The sequence below is a fragment of the Halorubrum ejinorense genome (assembly GCF_055389685.1).
The window spans coordinates 1,626,544-1,641,427 of record NZ_AP043777.1; the positions used below are offsets into that span (position 1 = coordinate 1,626,544).

Annotated in this window: 16 protein-coding genes and 1 tRNA gene; 8 read left to right on the forward strand and 9 right to left on the reverse strand. The window is 70.1% G+C overall.

The genetic code is table 11. The annotated features are described in order from the left end of the window. Window positions 1–91 precede the first annotated feature (91 nt). The 4 genes from ACZ5KW_RS09345 to trmY all read right to left on the reverse strand — a co-directional run bounded on the left by ACZ5KW_RS09345 (window position 92) and on the right by trmY (window position 3,579). The gene (locus tag ACZ5KW_RS09345; protein ID WP_343777516.1) at window positions 92–1,996 is read right to left on the reverse strand and encodes an ABC transporter ATP-binding protein; all 1,905 of its coding nucleotides are present in this window, start codon (window positions 1,994–1,996) and stop codon (window positions 92–94) included. A gap of 329 nt (window positions 1,997–2,325) precedes the next feature. Continuing rightward, window positions 2,326–2,398, reverse strand: a tRNA-Pro gene (locus tag ACZ5KW_RS09350). 105 nt (window positions 2,399–2,503) lie between these two features. Then, window positions 2,504–2,953 carry a CHY zinc finger protein gene (locus tag ACZ5KW_RS09355; protein ID WP_343777515.1) on the reverse strand — a complete coding sequence of 150 codons (450 nt, stop codon included), beginning with the start codon at window positions 2,951–2,953 and terminating at the stop codon, window positions 2,504–2,506. A gap of 11 nt (window positions 2,954–2,964) precedes the next feature. After that, entirely contained in the window at window positions 2,965–3,579 is a 615-nt protein-coding gene (gene trmY / locus ACZ5KW_RS09360; protein WP_343777514.1) for a tRNA (pseudouridine(54)-N(1))-methyltransferase TrmY, read from the reverse strand. Window positions 3,580–3,629: 50 nt separating this feature from the next. On the opposite strand from trmY, the gene ACZ5KW_RS09365 reads away from it, so the two are divergent. Beyond that, complete coding sequence (locus ACZ5KW_RS09365) at window positions 3,630–3,770, forward strand: hypothetical protein (protein ID WP_343777513.1); 141 nt, start codon at window positions 3,630–3,632, stop codon at window positions 3,768–3,770. Window positions 3,771–3,804: 34 nt separating this feature from the next. On the opposite strand, the gene pyrF is transcribed toward ACZ5KW_RS09365, so the two are convergent. The 3 genes from pyrF to ACZ5KW_RS09380 all read right to left on the reverse strand — a co-directional run bounded on the left by pyrF (window position 3,805) and on the right by ACZ5KW_RS09380 (window position 7,110). Continuing rightward, the gene (gene pyrF / locus ACZ5KW_RS09370) at window positions 3,805–4,635 is read right to left on the reverse strand and encodes an orotidine-5'-phosphate decarboxylase (RefSeq protein WP_343777512.1); all 831 of its coding nucleotides are present in this window, start codon (window positions 4,633–4,635) and stop codon (window positions 3,805–3,807) included. A 72-nt stretch (window positions 4,636–4,707) separates the two neighbouring features. Then, window positions 4,708–5,595 carry an ABC transporter substrate-binding protein gene (locus ACZ5KW_RS09375; protein ID WP_343777511.1) on the reverse strand — a complete coding sequence of 296 codons (888 nt, stop codon included), beginning with the start codon at window positions 5,593–5,595 and terminating at the stop codon, window positions 4,708–4,710. Window positions 5,596–5,793: 198 nt separating this feature from the next. Beyond that, entirely contained in the window at window positions 5,794–7,110 is a 1,317-nt protein-coding gene (locus ACZ5KW_RS09380; RefSeq protein ID WP_343777510.1) for a carboxylate--amine ligase, read from the reverse strand. A gap of 114 nt (window positions 7,111–7,224) precedes the next feature. Between ACZ5KW_RS09380 and ACZ5KW_RS09385 the strand changes: the two genes are divergently transcribed. Together ACZ5KW_RS09385 and ACZ5KW_RS09390 are read left to right on the forward strand one after the other, a co-directional pair. Then, entirely contained in the window at window positions 7,225–7,803 is a 579-nt protein-coding gene (locus ACZ5KW_RS09385) for a DUF5813 family protein (RefSeq protein ID WP_343777509.1), read from the forward strand. 80 nt (window positions 7,804–7,883) lie between these two features. Beyond that, window positions 7,884–8,207 carry a hypothetical protein gene (locus ACZ5KW_RS09390; RefSeq protein ID WP_343777507.1) on the forward strand — a complete coding sequence of 108 codons (324 nt, stop codon included), beginning with the start codon at window positions 7,884–7,886 and terminating at the stop codon, window positions 8,205–8,207. 36 nt (window positions 8,208–8,243) lie between these two features. On the opposite strand, the gene tmk is transcribed toward ACZ5KW_RS09390, so the two are convergent. Further along, complete coding sequence (tmk, locus tag ACZ5KW_RS09395) at window positions 8,244–8,837, reverse strand: dTMP kinase (protein ID WP_343777505.1); 594 nt, start codon at window positions 8,835–8,837, stop codon at window positions 8,244–8,246. 180 nt (window positions 8,838–9,017) lie between these two features. Here tmk and ACZ5KW_RS09400 point away from each other — a divergent pair, with 180 nt between their 5' ends. The 5 genes from ACZ5KW_RS09400 to cofC all read left to right on the forward strand — a co-directional run bounded on the left by ACZ5KW_RS09400 (window position 9,018) and on the right by cofC (window position 14,256). Then, window positions 9,018–10,394: a hemolysin family protein gene (locus ACZ5KW_RS09400; protein WP_343777503.1), complete on the forward strand. Its 1,377-nt coding sequence runs from the start codon at window positions 9,018–9,020 to the stop codon at window positions 10,392–10,394. Between the two features lie 53 nt (window positions 10,395–10,447). Further along, window positions 10,448–11,311 carry a universal stress protein gene (locus ACZ5KW_RS09405; RefSeq protein WP_343777502.1) on the forward strand — a complete coding sequence of 288 codons (864 nt, stop codon included), beginning with the start codon at window positions 10,448–10,450 and terminating at the stop codon, window positions 11,309–11,311. A gap of 97 nt (window positions 11,312–11,408) precedes the next feature. Beyond that, window positions 11,409–12,305: a complex I NDUFA9 subunit family protein gene (locus ACZ5KW_RS09410; RefSeq protein WP_343777500.1), complete on the forward strand. Its 897-nt coding sequence runs from the start codon at window positions 11,409–11,411 to the stop codon at window positions 12,303–12,305. 109 nt (window positions 12,306–12,414) lie between these two features. After that, window positions 12,415–13,593 carry a tubulin/FtsZ family protein gene (locus ACZ5KW_RS09415; RefSeq protein ID WP_172863972.1) on the forward strand — a complete coding sequence of 393 codons (1,179 nt, stop codon included), beginning with the start codon at window positions 12,415–12,417 and terminating at the stop codon, window positions 13,591–13,593. Between the two features lie 15 nt (window positions 13,594–13,608). Next, window positions 13,609–14,256, forward strand: a complete 648-nt coding sequence (cofC, locus tag ACZ5KW_RS09420; RefSeq protein ID WP_343777498.1) for a 2-phospho-L-lactate guanylyltransferase — start codon at window positions 13,609–13,611, stop codon at window positions 14,254–14,256. A 44-nt stretch (window positions 14,257–14,300) separates the two neighbouring features. Here cofC and ACZ5KW_RS09425 read toward each other — a convergent pair whose 3' ends face one another. Continuing rightward, window positions 14,301–14,696 carry a hypothetical protein gene (locus ACZ5KW_RS09425; protein ID WP_343777497.1) on the reverse strand — a complete coding sequence of 132 codons (396 nt, stop codon included), beginning with the start codon at window positions 14,694–14,696 and terminating at the stop codon, window positions 14,301–14,303. Window positions 14,697–14,884: the final 188 nt, after the last annotated feature.

A 14,884-nucleotide genomic window follows, 5' to 3' on the forward strand; every position in this document is an offset into this window, starting at 1 on the left:
GGACTCACTCTACGTCGGTGGACCGGGACAGACGCTCGATTCACCGGACGTCGGGGAGTCGGTCCCGCGTGCCGCCGCCCCCGACCGAGCGTCAGTCGTCGGCAGGCGACGCCTCAGCCTGTCCCTGCCAGAGGTTCGCATATGTTCCTCCGCCCGCGACCAGGTCCTCGTGAACCCCCTGCTCGACGATCCGGCCCTGATCCATCACGACGATCTCGTCGGCGTTCTGAATCGTCGAAAGCCGGTGGGCGATAATGAACGCGGTCCGCTCTTCGACCAGCCGCTCAAGGCTCTCTTGGATCAGTTCCTCGGTCTCCGTGTCAACGTCCGACGTGGCCTCGTCAAACACGATGATCTCGGGGTCGTTGAGCAGTGCCCGGGCGATGGCGAGGCGCTGCCGCTGGCCGCCCGAGAGTTTGACACCTCGCTCGCCAACTTGGGTGTCGTACCCGTCGGGGAGGTCTCGGATGAACTCGTCGGCCGCGGCGGCCTCAGCCGCCCGCTCAACCCGGTTGCGGGCGCTCTCGTCTGGCCCGTCCGACCACTCGGCCTCGAGTATCTCGCGGTCGCCGTACGCGATATTCTCCGCGACGGTCCCCGAGAACAGGTACGGGTTCTGCTCGACGATGGCGATGGCGTCCCGTAACGACTGGAGATCGTACTCCCGGACGTCCGTCCCGTCGACCCGGACTTCCCCGGCGTTAACGTCGTGGAACCGGGGAATGAGTTTCAGGAGCGTTGACTTGCCCGCCCCGGTCGCTCCGGCGAGCCCGATGGTCGTGCCCGCCGGAACGTCGAGCGAGACATCTCGGAGGACCGGTTCGCGGTCCCCGTAGGCGAACGTCACGTCCTCGAACGTGACCTCTCCGTCGATCGACGTGGGGACGTGCGCCGGGTCCGGGCTGGTGATCGTGGGATCGCGGTCGAGCAGTCCGAACACGCGCTCGGCACTCGACTTCGCGAGCTGGTACTTGTTCGCCGACTTCCCGACCCGCCGCATCGGCGAGTAGAGTCGCCGCAACAGGAGGAAAAACAGCGCGAACCCGCCGAGAGTCAGCGCCCCTGCCTCGCCGGGAACGCCGGTGATGATGTCCGTCCCACCGATGTAGAGCACGAGGACGAACACGACCCCGGTCAACAGCCGCAGGGTGGCGAAGAATCCGCGTCGGATCCGCAGCGCCGCGACCTTCTCGTCGTGGTACGCCTCGCTCTGCTCAGCGACCCGGCCGTGCTCGAAGCCGTACCGGTCGAACGCCTTGATCACCGCGGCGCCACCGAGGTTGTTCTCGAGCCGCGTGTTCAGCCGAGCGACGGTTTCGCGGATCGACTTATACCGAGGCTCAATCCAAGTGAGAAACTGGCCGCTCGCCAGTCCGATGATCGGGACCGGTGCGAGCGCAATGAGCGCCAGCTTCGGCGAGTACGTCCAGAGGATAACCGCGATCCCGCCGACCGTTGCGACCACGCGGATGAGCTGGCGGAACTCCGTGTTGAGGAACTGCTCGAGCCGATTGATGTCGCTGTTGAGGATCGACATCATTCCGCCGGTCTGATGATCGGCGAAGAAATCCATCGAGAGCCGCTGGAGGTGGTCGTACGTGTCGTTCCGCAGATCCCGTTGGACCTTCTGCGCGGTCGCTTGAAGCAGATACCGGGACACGAACCGAGCGACCGACCGAACCGCGTACGCGAGCACCGCGATGAGCACGAGCTGTTCGAGCACCGCGAGGCGAGCCGCTTCGCCGGTGATCTCACCCGGCGGCAGCAAACCCACGTCGGTCAACAGTCCCGCGTCGGCCGACCCTCGGATCGCTCGATCGATGGCAGCCGCGACGACGATCGGCGGGATCAGTCTGGCGAACCGGGTGAGGAACGCCGCCAGCACGCCGAGCGTGAGGGTCGGCCAGTACCGTTTGGCGTAGCCGAGCAAACTCACCATCGGGTGGCCGTCTACGTTCTCTCGAACGTGTTCGAACCCGCCTTGGTCGTCTGTCACTGTCCTCGGTAACGCTCTCGCGTACAAGTATCCGGTGACATGACGCCGTCGGAACGGTCGACAGCTGCGGAGGTGCTCGGCACGCGCCGGGTTCGAGGCGCACATACAGCAGTGGTGCGGTCGCTCCGAATCCAGACGCCGCCAACAGCGACCGCCGGGAAACCGTACGCTCTCAGTCACGCACCCCGTTCGTCCACGGACAAAACCACACGATGACGGAATCTCATAGAGGGGGTGCGATCCGGGTCACCCGCGGCAGAGCGGAGCCGCGACGACGGAGCCGACGCTGTGTCGTAGTCGCGTCGGCTCCAAAACGAATGCGGGAGAAGTGGGCCGGCACGAATTTGAATCGTGGTTACGGCCACCCGAAGGCCGAAGGATACCAAGCTACCCCACCGGCCCGCACTCGATGGAAGGCCGTTCGTTCTTTTAATCCTTCCGAAAGGGTGCGTCGCCGCGCCCGAACCGGGCCGCGTGTTCCTCCGGTCGACCGCGGTGACCGACCCCTCAGACCTCGAAGTATCGGTCGCGGTGCGTCCGACAGCCGGGATTGAACGCGGCGCCGCACGCCGGACAGGCGTTCCCGCCGTCGAGGTACTCCCGAGCGGTGAGCGTCGTCCGGCAGGCGCCGCACAGTACCGCCGGCTCGTCGAAGCGCTCGCGGGGCCACGGGATCGCCTCGTGGTCCGTCGCGGCGTCGTGACAGGCGTCACAGGGGTAGTACGTCTCACAGCAGCCGAAGCGGAGCGCGATCACGTCGACCGGGTCGTCCCAGTGGCCGCACCGCGTCTCGGGGTCGACCCGGACGCCGCGGAGCGGGACGACGAACCGCGAATCCGCGTCCGGCGCGGTCGTCGTCTCGCGGTCGGATGGCGGTGTCGTCGCCCCGTCGTCGCTCGGCGGCCGCTCGTCGCCGGCGGATGTCGTCGCCCCGTCGTCGCTCGGTGGCGTCGCCATCGGCGTCGGAGTCAGTAGCTGGCGTAGCCGTCGGTGTCGAGCCAGTTGTGGACCACGGTGACCGCGTGGTCCGCGTGGAGCAGTTCGGGACCGACGCGGAGCCGCCGCTCGGCGCGCTCGGCGACCGATTCCGACTCGTCGGGCGCGAAGTCGTGGTGGTCCGAGAGGACGAACACGGGGTCGGCCGGCGGTTCGGCGTCGACGAGCGGATCGCCCTCCTCGTGGAGCTGGACGAGCGTCCCGTCGGGGCCGCGTCCGCCATCGCCGCCGAGCCTGTCGAGGGTCGCGTCGAGGCCCATGCGGCGGAGTTCGACGCCGGGCGAGACGTCCGCGGGCATGTGACCGATTGCGTCGTCCTGCGCGTCGAGCGCGTCGCGGACCCGCGCGGCGACGTTGCGCTCGTCGGGGTGGAGATGGCGGAGCGTGTCGGCGTCGAAGGTGACGGTGAACGCGTCGTCGATCACGAGGTGGACTCGAACCGACTCGCGGATGCCGTGCGAGAGGAAGACGCCGGCGCTCACGCACCGACAGAGCAGGTCGAGACGCCCGGCCCCGGGGATGTCCGACAGCGAGATGGCGTCGGGGTCGGTCGGCACGTCGCGGCCGATGACGACGAACTGGCGCATACCGGGCGGTCGACCCGGAGTCTGATAAGGGGTGCGACCCACCCGCCGGTATGAGCCTCTCCGGACTCTGCCAGGTCTGCGAGGCGGCGATGGCGAGCCACGCCTGCGACCGCTGCGGGCGCGCCGTCTGCGACGACCACTGGGACGAGACCGTCCGCGCCTGTGCGGGCTGTGCCGCCGGTCCTCGCTAGCGGGCGAGGCCGCGAAACGTCTCCCGCGTCCCGGCTATCGGTGTCGGTTCAGCCGCTTCTTGAGTCGCTTCGCCGCGTCGCCCGCGGCGCCGAAGTAGGTCGCCTCGTCGTCCGGCCGGCTCGACTCCTCGCCGGCGAAGATGATGCCGCGCGAGGAGTTCACGAGCCCGACGTCGACCGGGAGGTCCGGCCGCGAGGCGAGCCCGTGTTCGACCGCGGCCTCGGCGTCGCCGCCCTGCGCGCCGACCCCGGGGACGAGGAACGGGATCTCGGGGACGATATCGCGGACCGTCTCCAACTCCTCCGGCGCCGTCGCGCCGACGACGAGTCCGACGTTGTCGTTCGCGTTCCACACGTCGGCGAGCGCGGCGACGCGCTCGTAGAGGGGTTCGCCGGAGGCGAGTTCGAGGTCCTGCAGGTCGGCGCCGCCCGGGTTCGAGGTTCGACAGAGCGCGAACACGCCCTTGTCCGCGCGGTCGAGGAACGGCTGGAGCGAGTCGCGGCCGAGGTACGGGTTCACCGTGATCGCGTCGACCAAGTCGAGTATCTCGGCGTAGCGGCGCGCGGTGTTGCCGATGTCGGCGCGCTTCGCGTCGAGCAGGACGGGGACGCCCTTCCCCTCGGCGTAGGCCACGGTCTCCCGGAGCGCGCGCCAGCCGTTGGCGTCCTCGTAGAACGCGGCGTTCGGCTTGTAGCAGGCCGCGTGTTCGTGCGTCGCGTCGATGACCCGGCGGTTGAACGCCCACCGCGGGAGGTCGGCGTCGGCCACGGTCTCGGGGAGCCGGCTCGGGTCGGGGTCGAGCCCGACCGAGACGACGCTGTCGGTCGCGTCGATCCGGTCCGCGAGCGTCTCGAAGAAGCCCATACACGCCCCTGTGTCGAGGTGCGCACTAACCGTTGCGTTTCACCCGTGACGTTGACTGACACGGACCGCCGGTCAGCGCCAGTCGCTCGGGACGTACTGCTCGAAGGCGGGCGTCGCCGACCGGCCGACGGGCCGAAACGCGCGCTCCCCCGCGATCCGGAACTCCTCTATCGTCTCCTGGGCCGGGCCGGTGAGATAGCCCGCGAACGCCATCGCGAGGGGGTACGCGACGTCGTGGCGGGCCGGATTGACCGGGATGACGGCGTACTCGTTGCGGAGCAACGGCCCCGGGGCGTCGATACCGCGGTCGACGTGGGCCGTCAGCCCGTCGTCGACGACGTTGAGAAAGGTCCCGCGGTCGGCGAGCGTGTAGGCGCCGGTCTCGGCGGCCAGCGCGAGCGTGTTGCCCATCCCTTGGCCCGTCTCGCCGTACCAGTCGCCGGCGGGGTCGATCCCGGCCTCGTCCCAGAGCCGGCGTTCGCGGAGGTGGGTCCCGGACCGGTCCCCTCGCGACAGGAACGGGGCCTCGGCGTCGGCGACGGCTTCGAAGGCGGTGACGGGATCGTCGCCGGCCGCGCCGGCCGGGTCGTCGGGCGGCCCGACGACGAGGAAGTCGTTGACCGTGACCGCCCGGCGGTTGACCCCGTGCCCGTCGCGGAGGAACGCGTCCTCCAGCGGTCGAGCGTGGACGAGGACGGCGTCGCAGTCCCCGTCCCGGGCCGTCCGCAGCGCGCCGCCGGTCCCCCGCACGACCGTTCGCATCGACGCCCCGAAGGTCCGAGAAAACCCGGGTGTGAGCGCGTCGAGGAGTCCGCTGTCGTGGGTCGTCGTCGACGCCGCGACCGTCAGGGTGGCCCCGGAAACGCCCGGCTCCGCGCCGGTCGAGGCGCTACCGGTACAGCCGGCGAGCGAAAGGGCCCCGCCGACGCCGACGGCCCGGAGGTAGTGCCGGCGGTTCACACGTACGATACCGACTCTGATTACAAATCTCTTTTCTGTGACTGATTTCGGTTACTTCGTCGAGCAGTCACGGCGGCTACCGACGCCGAACCGTTCGTTGCCCTCGCGTTTCGGTCGAGACGAGCGGACGCGAGCAGATCGTGTGACCGCCTCTCAGGGCGGCTCGCGGCACGGCCCCTCTCCCGAAACGCGGCCGCTTCAACAGGAACAGTAGTACTCGCGGTCGACGAACTCCGTCTCGAACAGCTTCGCCGCCGGTCCCGGGTCGGAGGGGCGGTACACCCCGGTCGTCAGGTCGCCCTCGCGCTCGAACGCCCCGGAGACGAGCCGACGCCAGTCGGCGGCCGAGAGCTGGTCCCAGAACGGGTCGTCGCCGGCGAGCAGCGAGAGGTAGTCGCGGAGGTACACCCACCGCGTCGGCTCGACGCCGTCGGAGTCGTAGCTCGCGTCGGTGACGCTCGCGTACGCCGCCATCGGGAGGTTCGCGCCGGCGGCGACGGGCATGGCGATCCACTTCCACGGCCGGGTGTTGACGTCGAGCAGCAGGAACTCCTCGCGGGCCTCGTCGTAGACGAACTCCGCCTCGCTGATCCCGTGGTACCCGGCGTCGCCGAGGACGGCGAGCGCGCGCTCCCGGATGGCCGGCTCGTCCGCCGTCTCGACGAGACAGGAGGTGCCGAAGTTCATCGGGTAGCGCACCGCGGCGTTGCCGACGACCGCGAGCGCGTCGTCGGTGCCCGACGGGGGCACGTAGGAGGCCAGCGAGTGGTCGCGTCCCGTCGCGATGTCGACGCGCTTCTGAGCCATCACGGCGATCCCCTCGTCGCTCGCGGCCGCGACGACGTCCGCGAGCTCCTCGCGGTCCGCGACCTCGATCACGTTGGTGCCGAACGCCTCCTCGAAGTCGCGCTTGAGCTCGGGTTTCACCACCAGCGGGAAGCCGACCTCGTCGGCGGCCTCGTCGACCGTCGCGTCGGCGTCCCGCGTGCCGGCGGCCGCGGTCTCCGCGAGCCGGTACGTCTCGGGGTAGGGGACGTCGAGCGCCTCGCAGGTCGCGTACAGCGCCGACTTGTTCAACACGTCGTCGAGCGTGTCGCTCCCGGCGAAGGGGAGTCGGACGCCCTCGGGGTCGGCCTCCGCGTACGACAGCGCCCACTCGTCCATACAGCCGAACGCGACCGCCTCGGTCCCCGCGGCGTCGACGATCGCTTCCACGTCCTCGCGGAAGCCGTCGAGGTCGTCGAGTGGGTACGTCACCGCCCCGGCGAAGTCGACCGCGTCCGACGGCGGCGCGAGCCCGTCGTGCGTGACGGCACCGCCCGCGTCGCCCGGCCCGTCTCCCGCGCTCCCGTCGGCCCGGTCGAGCGCGATCACGGGCACGTCGTGAGCGTCGAGCGCGCGAGCGACGGCGAGCCCAGTGATGTGGGCGTTGCTGACGAGCGCGGGCGGTCGGTCGAACGTCGCGTCCGCGATCGCGTCGATCAATCCCTCCGTCGAGCGGAACTGGTCTGCCATACCTCGCCTCGTCGGTCGACGCACAAAAGGGCCCCACGTACCGGCCCGCCGTGCCCGTTTCGATGACGACGGCGACGCGAGCCGTTTTTCAGGTCCCGACGCCTCGTGATCGGTATGACCGGAACCGACGACGACACCGGACCAGCCGGCGAGCGCGACGCCGTCGACGGCACCGACGACAGGACCGACGGCGACCGGACCGACGAGCTCCCCGACCGAGTCCGTCGGGCGTTCGCGGACCACGATTCGTTCGAGCGCGAGGGCGACGAGTGGGTCTCCGTGACGACCGCCTTCGACGGCGCGGTCGGCGTGGAGCCGGCCGAAAACGGACGGACGCGGTTCACGGTCACCGTCCGGGTGCCCGCGCTCTCGGCGGTCACCGAAGACCAGGTCGCCGACGTGGTCGAGGACGGGTGGGCCGACACGTTCGAGCGCCGCGCGGTCGACGTGGGCGGCGTGACGCGAGCCGAGCGCGAGTTCGACCCGGTCGTCGACCGCGACGCCGACGAGATCAGGGTCACCTACGCGTTCACCGACATCAACGAGCGACGCGGCGTCGACGACGCCGGCGCGCTGATCAACTTCGTCGAGGGGACGTACGTCCAGGGCGTGATTCCCGGGTACGAGTACACGGAGCCGGTCTCCGGCCTGATTTCGTCGGCGCGGCGACAGGGGAACGACGGGGCGGTCTGACCGCGTTCGCACCGCCTCCTCGATTCCCGCCGGACGCCGAGGGCGATAGGGGGAAGTGTCGGCGGCCCGTACCCCAGCCCATGCTCGCGCTGTTCGGGTTCGGCAGCCTCCTCGCCCTGGTCGCGTTTCACACGTTCCTCGCCGGCGTCGCGACCCGCTTCTTCCGCCTCCGGCTCTCGACGTCGTGGGGGTCGATCCTGTACACCGCCCTCTTGACGCCCGCGCTGCTTCTCGTCTCGACGCTCGTCTTCACCGGCGCGCTCGGCGTCGGGACCGGCATCAACGTCGGCAGCCCGACGATCCTTCTCGCCCTGCTGATCGGGCTCCCGCTGGCGCTCGGGGTCGCGATCGACTACCTCTACGTCCCGTCGCCCGAGGAGTACGAACTGCCGGACACCCGGTGAGGCCCCGAGCGGAAGGGCCGCCCGACCCGCCCTCGCTCAGCGGTCGACCAGATCGGCGACGACCTCTTCGACCCGGGCGATCACGTCCTCCGGCGCTCGGGTCGCGTCGACGCGACGGAACCGTCCGGGGTCGGCGTCGATCAGGCGCTCGTAGTTGTCACGCACCGCCGTGAGGTAGCCGCCGCGCTCGAACTTGTCGGTCCGCCCGGCGCGTTCGGCGGCGGCCTGCGGGTCCAGATCGAGGTAGACGGTCGCGTCCGGCGGCCGCGAGAACGCCGAGTGGATGCCGCGAACGTACTCCAGCGGTCGCTGAACGTCCGCGTCCGAGCGCTCGATCGTCGCCCCCTGATAGGCGAACCGCGAGTCGGAGTAGCGGTCGGAGATCACCAGTCCGCCGTCGGCGAGCGCCGGCCGCACCGTCTCCGAGAGGTGGTTCGCGTGGTCGGCGGTGTACAGGAACAGCTCCGCGAGCGGGTCGGCCTCCGAGTCGGCCATCGAACGCGAGACGGCCTCTCCGTACCAGCTATCGGTGGGCTCGCAGGTGAATGTCGCGTCGGGGTACACGTCCTGGAGCGCCTCCCAGACCGTCGTCTTCCCGCTCCCGTCGAGTCCCTCCAGCGTGATCAGCATGGTCGCGTTCCGCCGCGGCGACGAATAAACCGCCCGGACCGCCGCGAGGCCGGGTCGGTCTGACGCCCGGGCCGCTCCTCGCCCCGACCGGCGCTCGTTGACGGCCTTTTTAGTGACCGCTTCCCGAACGGCGGGCATGGTCGTCCATTCGCCTGTCGTTCGCACGCCCGGAGGAAAGGGATGGTAAGCGTCGCCGTCTCGCTCACGCGAGTGGCGGCCGCGCTGGTGCTGGTCGTGTTGAACGGCTTCTTCGTCGCCTCGGAGTTCGCCTTCGTCCGGATCCGAGCCACCTCGGTCGACCGGTTGGTCGAGGAGGGGAAGGCCGGCGCCGAGACGCTCCAAGAGGTCATGACCAACCTCGACGACTACCTCGCTGCGACCCAGCTCGGGATCACGCTCGCGTCGCTCGGTCTCGGGTGGATCGGCGAGCCCGCGGTGGCGGCGCTGATCGAGCCGGTCCTCGGGCCGCTGCTCCCGCAGAGCGTCGTCCACCTCGTGGCGTTCGCGGTCGGCTTCTCGTTCATCACGTTCCTCCACGTCGTCTTCGGCGAGCTCGCGCCGAAGACCATCGCCATCGCGCAGGCGGAGCGGATCTCGCTGCTGCTCGCGCCGCCGATGCGGCTCGCGTACCTACTGTTCGCGCCCGGCATCGCGGTGTTCAACGGCACCGCGAACGCCTTCACGACGCTCATCGGCGTCCCGCCCGCCTCGGAGAGCGACGAGACGCTCGAAGAGCGAGAGATCCGTCGCGTACTGGCGCGCGCCGGCGAGGCCGGCCACGTCGACGAGTCCGAGGTCGCGATGATCGAGGGCGTCTTCGAACTCGACGACACCGCGGCCCGGGAGCTGATGGTGCCGCGGCCCGACGTGGTCTCGCTGTCCGCCGACGCGTCGCTGTCCGCGATCCGCGAGACGGTCCTCGACGCCGGGCACACCCGGTACCCCGTCGTCGACCGCGACGACGCCGACCGTGTCGTCGGCTTCGTGGACGTGAAAGACGTGTTGCGCGCGACGGAGGCGGACGAAAACGACGCCACCGCGAGCGATCTGGCCCACGAGATACTCGTGGTCCCGGAGACGACGACCGCGAGCGACCTCCTCGTCCAGTTCCGCGACGAGCGCCGGCAGATGGCGGCGGTCATCGACGAGTGGGGCGCCTTCGAGGGGATCGCGACCGTCGAGGACGTCGCCGAGGCGCTCGTCGGCGACCTCCGCGACGAGTTCGACACCGCCGGCCGACACCACACGATCCGGCGGACCGACGAGCGCACGCACGAGGCGGACGGCTCGGTCCCGCTCACCGACGTCAACGACGCGCTCGGAACCGACCTCAGCGGTGACGGCTACGAGACGCTCGGCGGGTTCGTCCTCGACCGGATCGGGCGCTCGCCGGAAGTCGGCGACGCCGCGGAGACGGACGCGTTCGCCTTCGAGGTCACCGCCGTCGACGGCGCGCGCATCTCGACGGTCCGAGTCACTCGACTCGACGACGGGGCCGACGCGGACGGCGAGTCCTCGGCCGACGGCGCGGGGGCGCTGGACGGCGACGGGACGTAACGTTCAGCCGAGACGACACGAGCGCTTTTCACCTCCGACCGTGACCGGTCGGTATGTTCGACCGGATCTGCGTCCCGACAGACGGCAGCGACGCGGCCGCGGCGGCCTTCGAACACATCTTGGCGATCGCCGCCGACCACGACGCGACGGTTCACCTCCTCCACGTCGCGGACACGACCCGCGACAGCGTGACCCGGATCGGCGGCGACGTGGTGGACGTGCTCGAACGCGAGGGCGACTCGATCGTGGCGGACGCAGCCGACCGCGCCGCGGACCGCGGCGTCGAGACGGAGACCGCCGTCAGACAGGGCGGCGTCCCCGAGACGATCGTCGCGTACGCCGACGAGATCGACGCCGACCTCGTCGCCATGTCGACGAAGGGCCGCCAAGGGATGGAACACCTCGTCGGGAGCACCACCGAGCGCGTCGTTCGGCAGTCGCCCGTGCCGGTCCTCGCGCTCCGTCCGGGCGACGAGGAGACCCGCTACCCGTACGAGGACATCTTGGTCCCGACAGACGGTAGCCCCGCCGCGACCGCCGCGCTCGATCGGGCGCTCCCGGTCGCGAAGCGGGCGGGCGCGACGGTCCACGTCCTCTCGGTCGTCGAGACCGGCGGCATCGGTGTCGGCGACCACATCGAGATCGACGTCCTCTCAAAGTACGCCGAGGACGCGATCGCGGACGGGATAGCGCGCGCCGAGGACGCGGGCGTGGACGCCGTCGGCGCCGTCGAGGGCGCCTCCTCCGCCGCGCGCGGCATCCGAGCGTACGTCGACGACCCCGGCGTCGACTTCGTGGCGATAGGGACCCACGGGCGGACCGGCGTGGGCCGGTCCCTGCTGGGAAGCGTCGCCGAACGGACCCTCCGGACCGCCCCCGTTCCGGTGTTGGCGGTCCCGACGCGAGCGGAAGACTGAGGCGACCCGGTGGACGGTCGCGCACCGTTCGCCCACTCGCCGCCCGGACGTCTGACATCGCGGTAGGTTTACGGGCCTTCCACGCGACGTGCGACGCATGAAAGTGTTGGTAGCCGGGGGGACCGGCTTCATCGGATCGTACCTCTGTCGGACGCTGGCCGCCGATGACCACGCGGTGACCGCGCTCGCCCGCTCGCCCGAGGGAACGCCGGACGGCGTGACCGGCGTCCGCGGGGACGTGACCGACTACGACTCCGTCGAATCGGCGGTCGAGGGGCACGACGCGGTCGTGAACCTGGTGGCGCTCTCGCCGCTGTTCGAACCCGACGGCGGCAATCGCATGCACGACCGGATCCACCGCGGGGGGACCGAGAACCTCGTCCGCGCGGCCGAGGCGGGCGGCGTCGAGCGATTCGTCCAGCTGAGCGCGCTCGGCGCGGACCCGCGTGGCGACACCGCCTACATCCGCGCGAAGGGGCAGGCCGAGACGATCGTCCGCGACAGCGACCTCGACTGGACGATCTTCCGTCCCTCGGTCGTCTTCGGCGAGGGCGGCGAGTTCGTCTCCTTCACCAAGCGGCTGAAGGGGATGTTCGCCCCGGGCGTGCCGCTGTACCCGCTTCCCGGCGGCGGCAAGACGCGCTTCCAGCCGATCCACGTCGAGGACCTCGTGCCGATGATCGCCGCGGCGGTGACCGACGACGGACACGTCGGCGAGACCTACGAGATCGGTGGGCCGGAAGTGCTCACGCTCCGGCAGGTGACGGACTACGTCTACGAGGCCGAGAAGAAGGGCGTCACCATCGTCCCCCTGCCCATGCCGCTCGCCAAGATCGGGCTCTCCGTCCTCGGTGCGGTGCCCGGCTTCCCGATGGGGCCGGACCAGTACCGCTCGCTGAAGTTCGACAACACGACCGCCGACAACGACGTCGGGGCGTTCGGCGTCGACCAGTCCGGGTTGACGACGCTCGGGGGCTACCTCGGGATCGAATGAACGTCGCACCGAACGTGTCAACTGCTCTAGTATCACTGATGGTAATGGCAACCAAAGGGTTATATATGAGATCCCATTCTCTTCATTTCAAACGCGGAGGGAGCACACGATGAAACTCGCAATGATCGGATTCGGACAGGCAGGGGGCAAAGTCGTTGACAAGTTCTTGGAGTACGACAAACGGACGGGCTCCGAGATCGTACGGGCCGCGGCGGCCGTCAACACAGCGAAGGCCGACCTCATGGGGCTCGAACACATCGCCGAGGACCAGCGCGTCCTCATCGGGCAGTCCCGCGTGAAGGGGCACGGGGTCGGCGCGGACAACGAGCTGGGCGCGGAGATCGCCGAGGAGGACATCGACGAGGTCCAGGGAGCGATCGACTCGATCCCGGTCCACGAGGTCGACGCCTTCCTCGTCGTCGCCGGGCTCGGCGGCGGCACGGGCTCCGGCGGCGCGCCGGTGCTCGCGAAACACCTCAAGCGGATCTACACCGAGCCCGTCTACGGGCTCGGCATCCTGCCGGGCAGCGACGAGGGCGGGATCTACACCCTCAACGCGGCCCGCTCGTTCCAGACGTTCGTCCGCGAGGTGGACAACCTGATGGTGTTCGACAACGACGCCTGGCGGAAGACGGGCGAGTCCGTCCAGGGCGGCTACGAGGAGATCAACGAGGAGATCGTCCGCCGCTTCGGCATCCTGTTCGGCGCGGGCGAGATCCAGCAGGGCCAGGAGGTCGCCGAGAGCGTCGTCGACTCCTCCGAGATCATCAACACGCTCTCCGGCGGCGGCGTCTCCACGGTCGGCTACGCCGAGGAGGAGGTCGAGGAGCGCTCCTCCGGCGGGCTGCTCTCGCGGCTCCGCGACGACGGCAACGACGAGGAGCTCGACAGCGCACACACCACGAACCGGATCACCAGCCTCGTGCGCAAGGCGGCGCTGGGCCGGCTCACGCTTCCGTGTGAGATCGAGGGCGCGGAGCGCGCGCTGCTCGTGCTCGCGGGACCGCCGGAGTACCTCAACCGGAAGGGTATCGAGCGCGGGCGGAAGTGGCTCGAAGAGCAGACCGGCTCGATGGAGGTCCGGGGCGGGGACTACCCGTACCGCGGCGCCGGCTTCGTCGCGACCGTCATCCTGCTCGCGGGCGTCACGAACGTCCCGCGGATCAAGGAGCTCCAGCAGGTCGCCATCGAGGCGCAGGACAACTTAGACGAGATCCGCGAGGAGAGCGACGAGAACCTCGACGAGCTCGTCAGCGACGACAGCGACGAGCTGGAATCCCTGTTCTAACCTCCCTCGTCCGCGATGGAGGTCATCGTCCCGTTTTCGACCGACCGCCCGAAGTCGCGACTCTCCGACGTCCTCTCGGCCGACGAGCGGGCCGCGTTCGCGCGGGCGATGCTCGACGACGTCTTGGACGCGGTCGCGACCGCCGGCGGTGAACCGACGGTGTTGGCGACGGGCGCCGTCGACGTCGACCCCCCGGTCACGGTCGACGACCGCCCCCTGACGACCGCGGTGAACGCGGCGCTGGGCGGGCACTTCGAGGCCGACGGCGCGAGCGACGCCGCCGCCGACCCGGTCGCCGTCGTGATGGCGGACCTCGCGCTCGCGACGCCGGCGGCGCTCGACCGCCTATTCGATGCCGGCCGCGACGCGGACGTCGCGATGGCGCCGGGCCGGGGCGGCGGCACGAACGCGTTCGTCGCCTCGTATCCCGCGTTCCGGGTGGACTACCACGGCGCGTCGTACCTCGATCACCGCGAGATCGCGGCCGAGGTCGGCGCGGACTTCGCCGCGGTCGACTCACACCGGCTCGCGACCGACGTCGACGAGCCCGCCGACCTCGCGGAGGTGCTGATCCACGGCGAGGGTCGCGCGGCGGAGTGGCTGCGCGATGCGGGCTTCGCGCTCGACGCGGACGAGGGGCGCGTGGCGGCGGTTCGAGGCTGAGCCGCCGCCGCACCGCGCCGGGCGCGTGTCCGTCCCGACGGCGTTCACCGCTGCGTCAACTCGCCCGTTTCTTGGATGTCGAAGGTCAGGGTCTCCGTCTCGTCCCCCGACGGGATGAAGTGAACGTGGCCCTCGTCGGTCAGTTTCGAGTCCTCTTCGTACGCGTGATAGCTGACGAGATACCGCCCCGCATCGACGACTCCCTCTTCCGTCGCCTCCCCGTCGGGTTCGACGTCGAACGACGAACTGAACGCTCTCGCCGCGGCCTCCGACGCACCGTCGTCGCGATAGAACGCCACGTAGACGGTGTAGGGAGCGTCCGTCTGGTTGAACACGGTCAGGTCGATTCGAGCGCCGCGCGATCGGAGCCGCGAACAGCCGGCCAAGGCGCCGGCCGCGGCGACACCGACCGTCCGGAGAGCGGATCGTCGGGAGGGCATGGCTTCATCCTCGAGAGACACAGGTTATCGGCTTTTCGGCTCGCTTCCGAACCGAACCGCACGCGTCCCGTCTCGCGCGGAGGCCGGCCCGGTTGCCCGACCCGTGCCGGCCGGCCGCGACGTAACCGAATTCGGTATCTCCGGGGGGATCCGCAACCGCGATCCTTTTTAAACGTCGACCGCGAGTG

Coding starts and splice junctions, on each gene's coding strand:
- ACZ5KW_RS09355 (WP_343777515.1), bottom strand. CDS start 2,953: ATGGCGACGCCACCGAGCGACGACGGGGCGACGACATCCGCCGGCGAC.
- trmY (WP_343777514.1), bottom strand. CDS start 3,579: ATGCGCCAGTTCGTCGTCATCGGCCGCGACGTGCCGACCGACCCCGAC.
- ACZ5KW_RS09365 (WP_343777513.1), top strand. CDS start 3,630: ATGAGCCTCTCCGGACTCTGCCAGGTCTGCGAGGCGGCGATGGCGAGC.
- pyrF (WP_343777512.1), bottom strand. CDS start 4,635: ATGGGCTTCTTCGAGACGCTCGCGGACCGGATCGACGCGACCGACAGC.
- ACZ5KW_RS09380 (WP_343777510.1), bottom strand. CDS start 7,110: ATGGCAGACCAGTTCCGCTCGACGGAGGGATTGATCGACGCGATCGCG.
- ACZ5KW_RS09385 (WP_343777509.1), top strand. CDS start 7,225: ATGACCGGAACCGACGACGACACCGGACCAGCCGGCGAGCGCGACGCC.
- ACZ5KW_RS09390 (WP_343777507.1), top strand. CDS start 7,884: ATGCTCGCGCTGTTCGGGTTCGGCAGCCTCCTCGCCCTGGTCGCGTTT.
- tmk (WP_343777505.1), bottom strand. CDS start 8,837: ATGCTGATCACGCTGGAGGGACTCGACGGGAGCGGGAAGACGACGGTC.
- ACZ5KW_RS09400 (WP_343777503.1), top strand. CDS start 9,018: ATGGTAAGCGTCGCCGTCTCGCTCACGCGAGTGGCGGCCGCGCTGGTG.
- ACZ5KW_RS09405 (WP_343777502.1), top strand. CDS start 10,448: ATGTTCGACCGGATCTGCGTCCCGACAGACGGCAGCGACGCGGCCGCG.
- ACZ5KW_RS09410 (WP_343777500.1), top strand. CDS start 11,409: ATGAAAGTGTTGGTAGCCGGGGGGACCGGCTTCATCGGATCGTACCTC.
- ACZ5KW_RS09415 (WP_172863972.1), top strand. CDS start 12,415: ATGAAACTCGCAATGATCGGATTCGGACAGGCAGGGGGCAAAGTCGTT.
- cofC (WP_343777498.1), top strand. CDS start 13,609: ATGGAGGTCATCGTCCCGTTTTCGACCGACCGCCCGAAGTCGCGACTC.
- ACZ5KW_RS09425 (WP_343777497.1), bottom strand. CDS start 14,696: ATGCCCTCCCGACGATCCGCTCTCCGGACGGTCGGTGTCGCCGCGGCC.